We start from the raw sequence: 11,649 nt of genomic DNA, 5'->3' as shown, positions 1-11,649 counted from the left end.
GATAAACCCCAGCGCATAACACATGGTATAGTGCATGCGGGTTTCAGTGGTTTGCGAAGGTTCGTGACTCGTAAAAAAGGTCGGTGTAAACTGATAGGAAATCACCTCGTACTCCCGCACGACACCATACCATCAAACGTTACCGCCAAGTGTAAGTGACAGACAACGACATAGAAAAATTGAAAAGTAAACTATTGTGAAAGGACAGAAAAACGAAATATTGAAAAGACCAGAAAGCCGACACTCAAGCCAACCTGATGTTTCTTATTTTTTTGCCACCGCACATTTTTTAAAACAATTGCCTACCCACATTGCACACATTGCCAAAGCCACACAAGCCTATGCTACAACCAATGCTTTGTCAAAGAGTGCAATCTTGCTGACACACGAGAAAAAACTAACTTTGTTAATTATAAATACCTTTATATGAGCTTAGAAAAAGGGATAAACGAAAGAAGAACCAACGACAGAAAAGTTGAAACCCAGCAATGGTTTCAAAAACTTATTCAACTAGACGAGTACGTTGGAGAGTTGTATTCAATAAATTATGAAACAGCAAGAGTAATAATCCATGACAGTGAAAGAAAGAAAGTCGGTGGAATACCAAGTTTAAGCTTTCTTATCGCTACAAGAGTTGACCCTGCCCACTCGTCAGACATTGACTTCAAATCAGAAGATGCATCTTTTATTTTATTAAGAGTAATGGATAGCGCACCACTTCCACAGGACAAAGAAGCAGAAAGAATAAGAGTTGAAACTGCACAAAGAGTCAGTGGTGAAACTGAAAAACATTGGGACAGTGATGGAGCAATGGATGCAAAAACTCGTGTTTTGTTGGGTTATGCAGGTGTGCAATGTAGAATTATTGGAACATTTTATCTTGAAGAAAATTTAAGCAATTCTGAATCACCCTTATCATTAAAATTTGGTAGTGACATTTCCAACTATTACCCAAACAGAGGATTAAAGGTATTCAAGCCAAATTCATTAGCCCTTGAAGAAACAGTTAATTATTGTGACCCTATAAACAAAGAAGACCAAAGAGAAAAATATGGAAATACTGAAAGAGTTAAACTTGGATTTGTTAGATATGCCTCAACTAACAGAAAATATCAGCAAATTGACGATGTTCCTGTTTATATTTACCCTTCAGACTTATTAAGCCAAAAGTCTGCTCTGTTCGGTATGACAAGAACTGGTAAGTCAAACACCACAAAGATTATTGCTAAGTCTGTATTTGAATTAAGAAGATCAAATAATGGTGAAAATAGACCTTTGCGAATTGGACAGATTATTTTTGACCCAAACGGAGAATATGCAAATGAAAATGCTCAGGACAATAACAATGCTCTAAAAAATATTTGGCAACTTATTCCCGATACAACAAGAGAAAATGAGGTTGTAACTTATGGCATAACAAGACATCCCAGCGATCCAAATAGAATTTTAATGTTGCTCAATTTTTATCTTGACGAAAATCTACAAATTGGGAAGGAAATTATTGATAGCATAATGGCTGATGATTCATCAATATATATCAAGAATTTTGTTCAAGTAAGCTTTGAACAGCCTGATCCTGACGATCGAAGTGCACTAACAAGATTTAATAGGAGAATATTAGCCTACCGTTCAGTTTTAGCAAGAGCTGGATTTCATGTACCTACTAATATTAGAGCTTCAACTCGAAACCTTTTCAATAGAGACTTAATTCAGGCTATGCAAAACAGTCAAAGCAATAATGCACCTGACTATCAATCAGCTGCACAAGTATTTTCAAATCCAAATCCAACTTGGTCGCAACTTGCAAATGCATTCGAAAACTTAGATAAGTTTATTAGAGATAATTCAAGTGGTTACAGGGCTTTTGAAATGGCTTATGTCAATAGACCAAACGGTTCAGGTGAAAGTTGGGCTGATGAAGACTTAAAGAAAATTTTGGGAATTTTCCAATACCCAAACGGAACCAGAAAAATAGGAAAAGCTGCAGAACAACATAGTGCTGACACTTCTAATGATTATGCTCAAGATATTTACAATCACATAATCCAGGGTAAGCTTGTTATTGTTGATCAATCAAGCGGTGAACCTGAGTTAAACAAATCTTCAGCAAATCGTATCATGACTAAAATATTTAGGGAAAATCAAAGACAATTTATACAAGGTGCAACCATTATTCCTGAGATTCTTGTTTATATTGAAGAAGCACATAATATTCTACCCGCAGGAACTGATTTAGATTTAACAGACATTTGGGTAAGAACCGCAAAGGAAGGGGCTAAGTATAGAATAGGAATGGTATATGCAACACAGGAAGTTAGCAGTATTCAAAGAAATATTTTACGTAATACATCTAACTGGTTCATTGCGCATTTAAATAATACTGATGAAACAAAGGAGTTATGTAAATATTATGATTTTGCCGACTTTGAACCTTCTATCAGACGAGCACAAGATAAAGGATTTTTAAGAGTCAAAACCCTAAGTAATCCATTTGTTATTCCAGTTCAAGTTGATAAATTTCAAATCGGATAGTTATGGGATTTGAAGGAGAATTTGCCAGTTATGAACCGCTTAGACGCATTCTAGATAGTGCGAAGGTTCAAGCCTTACAAGAACGGATGCGTATAAGGAAAATTGAAGATGTCGATAATAATATTGACGGCTTAATCACAAGAAAATGTGACTTGACTCAATCAAACTTTCAACCAGACTTAGTGCTTGCAGTTGATGGGAGTAACTTGGCTGCAAAAGCTGTAAATGGTTACCCCGGTGCAGAATTTGGCTATATTACAATTGCCTCTGTTTTAATTGATTTAAAACTTGTTAGGGAATTAGAAAAAAATGAATTCATAAGTCCAAAAAGATTTAGAGATACTGAAAAAGCTTCAACAATTGACAGCGTTTTCCCTGGATGCAATGTTATTCTTGACAATGAAAAAAACGCGAAGTCATCTTTAAGAAGAGCATTGTTTGAAGAATTGAAAAATAATTCTATCTTTTCAAATGGTGAATCTTTATTAGAAACATACGAACATCTTTTTAGAATAAAAAGAGAAAGGTTTCCTGAACGCAATTTGCCTAAAAGTCCAATTGAAAGTATTTATGAAGATATGACCTATGGCTATGGTGAATATGTTTGTCCACATTCAGGCGAAACATTATTTTCAACTGATGCACTTCGTTTACATGAACTAATGAATGATGGTGGCAGCAATGGTGAAATGTTTGGTCAAATAATGTCAACACTCGAAAAACTTTGGTTAATACACATTTTAAGAGCATTTGAAAAGAAAAGTTGGTTAGCTACGTTACGCAGAGTAGCGTTCATAATGGATGGTCCTTTGGCCGTTTTTAGCACATCTTCTTGGTTGACAAAAGTAATTGAGGTTGAATTAAAAAGAATTAATGATCTACAAAAGCAAACCAATGGTGAAGACTTGCTAATAATCGGCATTGAAAAATCTGGTACATTTTACAACCATTTTATTGAAATTGATACTACCAAAGACGGCATTACTGATAAATTCCCGACACAATCGGCATTGCTTTTATGCGATAGTTATATAAAAGAGAACATTATTTTTTCAGATAGCACAAAACCTTATGGTCAAGACACTTATTTTGGGAGAAAGTTTTTTTACAAAGCAGCATCTGGACAAAAAATTGTACCTGTAATTGCCTGGTTTAGCGATATTCAAAAAAATCTTTCAACTGCAAATCCTGACCAATTTACGAGATTAGCTGATGTAATGAGCCTGTTGGATCAACTTGTCTCAAGCAGACATCCTAATTCTGTTTCTCCGTTAATATCTGCGCATGCGGAGGCAGCTATTCCGTTAAATTTGGGAAAAAAGATTTTCGAAGATATTGCAAGAGAAATAAGAGAAAAATCAAATGCATGATTGAAATTGAAAAAATATTGAAAGGTTTTCATACAGCTGAAGCAAGGTGGGCTAGGTTTGGCCCCTATTATGCGATGTTTCCTCTTGAATTTGCATTTGATGTCGTATCAAAATATTCAAAACAAGGTGATTATATTATTGATCCTTTTGCTGGAAGATGCAGCAGCATATACGCTGGCGGAGTTCTTGGAAGAAATAGCTTAGGTATTGAAATAAATCCTGTTGGTTGGTTGTATGGCAAAGTAAAACTGAAACCTGCAGACAAAGAAAATGTCATTAGCAGATTACTTGAGATATACAACAAGCGAAACTACTATAATCATTTACTAGATCGCATGCCTGAATTTTTCAGAATATGTTATTGTGATGAAGTATTAAAATTCTTATTGGCTGCACGTAATCATCTTGACTGGAAACAAAACAATATTGATGCAACTTTAATGTCAATTCTTTTGATTTATTTACATGCGAAACTTGGAGAAGGCTTATCCAACCAAATGAGAATGACAAAATCAATGGGAATGAATTACTCCATTGAATGGTGGAAGAAGCACAATATGACTAATCCGCCTAATATAAACCCCGCTGAGTTTATTCTTAAGAAAATTGAATGGCGTTATCAGAAGGGAAAACCTGAAATAAATGAGAGTGCAGTCGTTTTTGGAGATAGTTCTACTGAATTAAAAAAGATAGTCGAAAGAGCACTTAATAATGATATTAGGTTCTCACTCCTTTTTACTTCGCCTCCATATTACTCAATTACAGACTATCATGCAGATCAATGGTTAAGATTATGGCTATTAGGAGGTGCTGAAAACCCACAATCATTAAGGGATAAACACAAAGGGAGGTTCATAAATAAACAAGAGTACTATAATTTATTAGATACGGTTTTTGGATTAAGTTCTCAGATTATGGAGAGGAAAAGTACTGTTTATGTAAGAACAGATAAACGTGAATTTACTTTCAAAACAACATTGGAGATTTTAACCAAGCATTTTCCAAAACATAACATTCAGATCATTGACAAACCTTTGAAAGACGATACTAAAACACAAACTAAACTTTATGGTGACAAATCTCTTAAACCAGGTGAAGTTGACTTGATTTTGACAAAATGAAATTGATTATTAATGATTGCTGTATATTATTTGAGATATGATTTTTATAGTCCATTTTTAAAACTAAAATTATGCATCTAATAGATTGGCTTGTAATAAGCGTTTACATTGGGTTTCTTATACTCTTTGCCCTAAAATCAAAAATCCCAGCAATGTCAATGAAAATTTTTGCTATTAATAGGCAAAATACTACTGGTATTCTTGTTTTTGCAACATTAGCTGCATCATTCTTGGGACCGGGATTTACATTCGGCTTATCAGAACAAGGCTTTAATTCCGGTTTACTTTTCTTTTTTGTTTATTTGGGTTTTACTTTGCAGACCATTCTTATAGGGATATTTGTAGCGCCAAAACTCAGAAAATATAAGGCGGCCTATACTGTTGGTGATATTGTAGGTTTCCACTATGGTAAAGCTGCAAGATTATTTACTGGTTTAATTTCAATGCTATATTGTGCAGGTATTGTTGGTATTGTTGGTCAAGTGTCTGGTTTGTTGTTGCAAAGTACCTTAAATATTCAATACGAATGGGGAGTTATTTTAACAACCTTAGTTGTTGTGTTGTATGCTTTAGGTGGGATGAGAACTATTCTCTTTACAGATTTCTTTCAATTTCTAATGTTGGCTTTACCAATCTCCATTTTTAGCATTATTCTTTATTTCAAAGTCCCTGATATTTCTATAATCGCAGCAAATCTTCCAGTGAGCTTCAATAATCCCTTTAATTCTGTTTCAGGAATTGAATTTATAGGATTATTTGCTGGTTTTTTTCTTGGTGAAACACTAGTCCCACCCTACACAACACGCGCATTTGTTTCAAAAGATTCAAAAAGTGCTGGAAGCGGATTTTACCTGGCTGGAGTTTTTAGTTTACTATGGTTTGCCATGGTTGTTTCTATCGGAATCATTGCCCGGGCTTTATTTCCAGAAATAAATGCAAGTGATTCCTTCTTAACAATGGCTAATAATTATTTACCTGTTGGCCTATTAGGTTTTCTAATGGTTGCTATAATAAGCATTGTAATGTCAACACAGGACACATATTTGCAATCGGCAGCTGTGTCCTTTGTCAGAGATATTATACAAACTTTGAAAAAGGAAGCTAGTGAACAAGAAATGCTGCTTTACACTAGAATTACAACTTTCCTAATTGGAGTGCTCGGTGTTATATTTGCTATAAATGCACAGGGTATAATAAAGGCATTATTATTAAACTATACTTTCTGGGCACCAACAATTGTACTCCCATTAATATTGGCGATATTAATTCCAAACAAGGTAAAGCCTCTTGCTGGTTTAGTTTCAATATTAACTGGAGGTATTTCTGTTGCATTATGGGAATGGGTATTTCACAGTCCGTTTGGCATTAGTTCATTAATTGTAGGCGTAATTATGAATCAGGTTGGATTCTGGTTAATACAATTATTAGTAAAATCAGAAAGTACTGGTGCATTTTTACAAAAAAGTTCAGGCTGTACAGGTATTACATCAAAAATTTAAAACAATGATAGAGTATTTTTTAATTGCCTCAGTTACAATTGTTCCATTTATTGGGATAATTCTGTCAGTTTTTGTGGTTAAACATATTTTAGACTTATTTACAAAACCAGAAATAGAAAGTACTGATGAATAAGTTTCATTGTTCTCATCATCGATTGTCTATGAATATTGAAGAGATTATAACTTTCAATAAAGTAATCATTAACTGTGGGCATTTTCTTGTTATTTCTGACAATACAACTGATAAGTCAGTGTATACAAGTATTCTTAATTTTGATGTTCCTGGTGAAAAAAAGGAACAAATATTCAAAGAATTTGGAGAATTCTCTTTTGGAACATTTGAATTAGGCGTTGAACTTCTTAACTCACTATCTTTTCGCCTATTTGATTGCAAATTAACAATACTAGTTAATGACTGGCAAAGAATAGAAAAAGATATACATAGGGATGAATCGAATCCCAATAAGTTTCGTAATCAATTTTTTAAAAGTTTTATCGATCCTCCTCAACCATACACTGAATTAATTCAGAAGTTCAACTTAACTGAATCAATATGGTTTGGAGATAATATTGAAGATTATTTCTTCTTCAGGGAAACAAGGTTAAGAGACAGATTTAAAAGAAATATTAAAAAATTATCTAAAGAACATTTATTTGCACTCGATGATCAAATGTGTTTAACTAGTTGCAGTGAATTTAATAAAAACATAGAGTCAAATACATATTATCATTATTCAAAAGAATTTGGGACAAGTAAATTAGCAGAAAGGGGTAAAGTTGGATGTGCAGGTGAAATTACTCAGTTAATATTCGAAATCAATCAAAAGCAACACGAAACAACTCTTATAAATATTCTCCCTAATTCATGTTCACAATCGGTCATATTAGGTTCCAAAATCGCTTTTGATTTCATTTCATCTCTTGAAATGCAAGTTATTAATGTTTTCCCGAATGAAAATAGTATAAAAGACAGTTCATTCATTATTATAAATCACGAAAATGAGCTTCATACAGTTTGATAGAAAGATAAATAAGCTAATGCTAGTTTTCCCTCCAACTACTTTAAATGGAGTAGGGATGGAAGATAGTTTTCCACCCAATGGTCTTTTATCAATCGCTAATTATTTAAATGAGAATAAACCTGAAATTGAAATAAGAGTTGTTGATGGATCTGTAACTCCTTTTGATAAAATTGTTAATAACATCAAAGATTTTTGTCCTGATATTGTTGGATTTAGCATTTTACTTGGAAATTATTCAAATGCTAAAAAACTATTGAAAGTTGCAAAAGATGTCGAAGCAATTACAGTAGTTGGAAATCATCATGCAAAATATCTCTTTAACTTGGTTCAGGATAATCCAACTTTTGATATTCCGCATCTGGATTATATTATTGAAGGGAAAAGAGGTGAGTACTCACTTTTATCCTTAATAAATGCCATTGAAAATAACTTCTCCTTAGAAAATATCGAATCATTAGCATATAAATCAGAAAAATATTTCAGAACCAATAGTGTACGGAAAAAGTATCCAAAAATTAAAAATAGGACTTTCCCGAGTTTTAAGTTCATAGATGATTTTTCACCATATTTTGAATCCTATTCAAAAATATTCAGGAACTTCCATGAAAAACCAGATGAATTAAAGCAAATCAATATCAACTATATTGAAGGGTGCCGACAAGGTTGCTCGGAACCGTGTATCTATTGCTGCCTTAAGGATCATAAAATAGATTTTCTTTCTCCAGCCGACTACTGGAAAAATATTCAGGATCGAATTGAACTTGGATTTAACTATTTTTTTGAAACATGTAATAGTCTCTCCTCTTTACAATTTAGCAAATACAATGGATCAAACTATTTAGAAAGTTTGGCTAACTCAATTCCAAGTTCAATTGCTGGCAAATTTAATATGATGGTTTATGCAAGAGCTGATGAAATTAATACTTCAACAATTAATGCATTCAAGAAAATAGGTGTGCATCGTGTAATATTTGGTTTTGATTCGGGAGATGATATTGTGTTAAAAAATGGCATACACAAAAAAGACATTTTATCGAACTCAAACATTAATGCGGCTCGCATACTTAATTCAGAAGGAATACAAATTTATGCATGTTATGTGCCAGGCAGTGAGTCTGAATCTAACGACAGTTTAAAAAGAACATACGAACAAATTCAGAAACTTTTAGAATTAAGGAACACAAGCGTTATTGAATTTACATCACTTGCTCCTATGCCTGGTAGTTCTGCATGGAAATCTATTTCCACAAGTTATATAGATAAATATGGTCTTTCAGATGAAATTGACATCCAACATCTTGCACAAAAATGGATCGAAGAAAAAGCTCCAAATATTACATGGGATATGGTTCAAGAATACAAAGAAAATATTAGGATAATTACTATTTCTAAAAACAAAATTTTTGGTGGGTATTATTAAAATCTTTTTAACATGAAATTAGATAAATTTGATTATTGGTTCATATTTGTATCAATCGTAACATCAATTTTAATTGGTGTTTATTCAAAATTTGACCTGTATTTTGCAAATAATGATGCTATCATTATGGCAAAAGGTTGGTATCAATTTTTAAAGCATATTTTTATTGCTATTCCAATAGGCGGGTGTTTAGCATTTTTAATAATATATATAAAAAAAATTGTAATAGGTCAATCTTCAATATTAAAGACAATTACTGAAGCAAAAATAAAACTCGAAGAAACTAAGAATGAGTTTGTTAAAAATATTGAAGTATTGCATAATGTTATAATTAATGACCAGAAAGAAGCAATATCAACTTTTTTTCAAAATAAACCTTTCAACTATTTTTTAGAAACGAATAATCATACAGGTGTTATTGGTTCATTAATTGAAATAAGTTTGAAGACAGGTTTTAATAAATTAACAGGTATATCCAGTACCAAATATTTAGAATTAATACAGGAAGCAATTAAAAACACAAAATCATTTTGTGGAGTTAACATTTATTCAATTCGATGGTTCATCAATGGGAATGGCGTTGTTCCTAAAAAGGATGTAGATTTGTTCAATAAGTACTTTATGGATAATCGAAATACCATTTCACCAAAAAGAAGAATCTTTGTTTTGTCGAATTCAAATGGTGAAATTCAAAAAATGGAAAGTGACTTGAAAGATTCTAAACTTCTTGATCAGTTTTTTGATATCTCATCAGGTATACAAACTTTTTGGATAAGTGAAGAAGAATTAATAAAAGAAATGGAAAAGCATCCTGAATTCAATTCCATAAAAACTCCTGTTTTTGACTTTGGAATATATGACAATTTGATAATAAAATATAATTATTCTTCAAATGAACTAGATTACAAGAAAATAACCGAGTCTGACGATGAAATGACTATTTATAAATTTTTCGAGCAATGCATCAGCGTATATAAAAAATTTGATCCTTTTAAGCCAATATTTCTTTTTGAAGATAAAAACTCATGTTTTTACGATTACAGAGACCCAGCTATGCAGGACTTTGAACAGTTCTATAATTCTAACGAATGGACAGACAGAATTGTAGATACTAGATTTATTGAAAGATTTATTCATTAATCTATTTAGGCATATCCTATTTGCAAGCACATTGCCAAAGCCCCACAAGCCATCGCTACAGCCGAAGCTTTGCCAAAGAGCTTGCAAAGCCAACGCACGGAGAAAAATTGTTTTAAAAAATTTGCCGTCACTTAATAAATAAAAAACGCTTACACACTAGCCGACAGTAAAGAAAGAAATTAAAAATAACAATGATACGGAAACTGAATAATGACAATGGTTTACAAAACTGGAAGACAGAACACCAGGCGGTAACAAAGGCTAAAATCAAGCGGGCAGACAGTGCCAATTTGAAAGGTATTGCAACTAATAAACTTTATCGCAACCTGACAGTTAAGTGCTCCGAAATGCCCGCCAGCTTTTAGCCTCAACCGTTAGCGGCAACCTTATGAAAACACTGATTAATAATTAAATAAAGAATGAAATCAATATCACCGAACATTTTTGTAAAAGACATTAACGAGACTATTGACTTTTACAAACAATTAGGATTTAGTTTGACAACTACAGTTCCTGAAGAAGGAGACCTCATTTTTGCATTGATGACTTGCGGAAACGTAAAATTTATGTTTCAAACTTTTGAGAGTTTGGGCGATGAATTAACAACCATATCAAGACAAAATGGAGGCTCATTGTTGTTATATATTCAAACCAATGATATTACGAAGTTCTTTGACCAAATTAAAGACAAAGTAAAAGTTATCAAAGAACTTGAAAAAACGTTTTACGGTGCAACTGAGTTTTCTATTGAAGATAATAATGGCTATTTGCTGACTTTTGCCGAAGATGAAAAATAAGACAAATATTAAGTTGCCTCTTACGGATAGTGAAAAAGCAAATTTGAGAAAGAATAAAATCAAAATTGCAAACATTCTCGACTTCGCGACCGACGAATTGGAAGTATTACTCAACGCTTCAACCAAACGAGTAAAAGAAATATTTGCTTTGGCAGAGTTTCAAACAGTTCCGTCAATCGGGATAAAATTTGCCGAAGACCTTGTATTTTTAGGCTATTATTCACTTGCAGAGTTAAAAAATAAGGACGGAGCTAAACTGCTAGACGAATTTGAACGAAAAAAAGGTTATTGGATAGACCCGTGCGTTGAAGACCAATTCAGATTGGTAGCAAACTTTGCAAACACAAATGAAACGACAAAAATGTGGTGGGACTTTACCGAAGAACGGAAAAAATACCGTATTGAAAATGGCTATCCAGCCAACAGACCTGAAAAATCATGGCATGAAACATTAGGATACGAACGGAAAGATAAAAAAGGCAGCCGCTAACACACAATATAGCCAATTAGGGTTCCAGTGGTATGCGAAGGTTTGTAGCCCGCTTCAACTTTTCGTGTACCTTGACAGGAAATCGCCCGTAATCCCTCAATGGCCATATTGTCAACCGTTATGCGCAAGGGTAACAAAGACACAGACACACAGGAAAATATAAAACTATGAAATTTGATAAATACAATAGAACGGCAAGAATTTACCCATCAATTATAATCTTGATTCCTTTTCTGATTTTTACAATCTATTGTGATA

10 protein-coding genes are annotated in these 11,649 nt (G+C 33.1%); all 10 read left to right on the top strand.

What is annotated here, in order from left to right:
- Window positions 1–196: 196 nt before the first annotated feature.
- The 10 genes from IH597_01560 (at window position 197) to IH597_01515 (ending at window position 11,391) form a co-directional block, all read left to right on the top strand.
- Window positions 197–430 (top strand): hypothetical protein, encoded by a 234-nt coding sequence (locus IH597_01560; GenBank protein MBE0661126.1) that lies wholly within the window; start codon window positions 197–199, stop codon window positions 428–430.
- The gene (locus IH597_01555; GenBank protein ID MBE0661125.1) at window positions 427–2,532 is read left to right on the top strand and encodes a DUF87 domain-containing protein; all 2,106 of its coding nucleotides are present in this window, start codon (window positions 427–429) and stop codon (window positions 2,530–2,532) included. Before IH597_01560 ends, IH597_01555 begins: the two co-directional genes overlap by 4 nt.
- 2 nt (window positions 2,533–2,534) lie before the next feature.
- Window positions 2,535–3,902, top strand: a complete 1,368-nt coding sequence (locus IH597_01550; GenBank protein MBE0661124.1) for a DNA double-strand break repair nuclease NurA — start codon at window positions 2,535–2,537, stop codon at window positions 3,900–3,902.
- Complete coding sequence (locus IH597_01545) at window positions 3,899–5,023, top strand: site-specific DNA-methyltransferase (GenBank protein MBE0661123.1); 1,125 nt, start codon at window positions 3,899–3,901, stop codon at window positions 5,021–5,023. The genes IH597_01550 and IH597_01545 overlap by 4 nt, the downstream gene beginning before the upstream one ends.
- Window positions 5,024–5,175: 152 nt before the next feature.
- On the top strand, window positions 5,176–6,522 hold the full coding sequence (locus tag IH597_01540; protein ID MBE0661122.1) for a sodium:solute symporter family protein: 1,347 nt from the start codon (window positions 5,176–5,178) through the stop codon (window positions 6,520–6,522).
- Between the two features lie 161 nt (window positions 6,523–6,683).
- Window positions 6,684–7,541, top strand: coding sequence for a hypothetical protein (locus IH597_01535; GenBank protein MBE0661121.1), 858 nt, complete (start codon window positions 6,684–6,686; stop codon window positions 7,539–7,541).
- Window positions 7,522–8,964 carry a cobalamin B12-binding domain-containing protein gene (locus IH597_01530; GenBank protein ID MBE0661120.1) on the top strand — a complete coding sequence of 481 codons (1,443 nt, stop codon included), beginning with the start codon at window positions 7,522–7,524 and terminating at the stop codon, window positions 8,962–8,964. The genes IH597_01535 and IH597_01530 overlap by 20 nt, the downstream gene beginning before the upstream one ends.
- Before the next feature lie 12 nt (window positions 8,965–8,976).
- Window positions 8,977–10,104: a hypothetical protein gene (locus IH597_01525; protein ID MBE0661119.1), complete on the top strand. Its 1,128-nt coding sequence runs from the start codon at window positions 8,977–8,979 to the stop codon at window positions 10,102–10,104.
- A 419-nt stretch (window positions 10,105–10,523) separates the two neighbouring features.
- Complete coding sequence (locus tag IH597_01520; GenBank protein ID MBE0661118.1) at window positions 10,524–10,901, top strand: VOC family protein; 378 nt, start codon at window positions 10,524–10,526, stop codon at window positions 10,899–10,901.
- The gene (locus tag IH597_01515) at window positions 10,891–11,391 is read left to right on the top strand and encodes a helix-hairpin-helix domain-containing protein (GenBank protein MBE0661117.1); all 501 of its coding nucleotides are present in this window, start codon (window positions 10,891–10,893) and stop codon (window positions 11,389–11,391) included. The genes IH597_01520 and IH597_01515 overlap by 11 nt, the downstream gene beginning before the upstream one ends.
- Window positions 11,392–11,649 lie beyond the last annotated feature (258 nt).

The sequence above is a fragment of the Bacteroidales bacterium genome (genome assembly GCA_014860575.1).
GTDB lineage: Bacteria > Bacteroidota > Bacteroidia > Bacteroidales > JAAYJT01 > JAAYJT01.
Note: the sequence above shows the minus strand (reverse complement) of the source record. Positions and strands in the feature narration are given on the sequence as shown.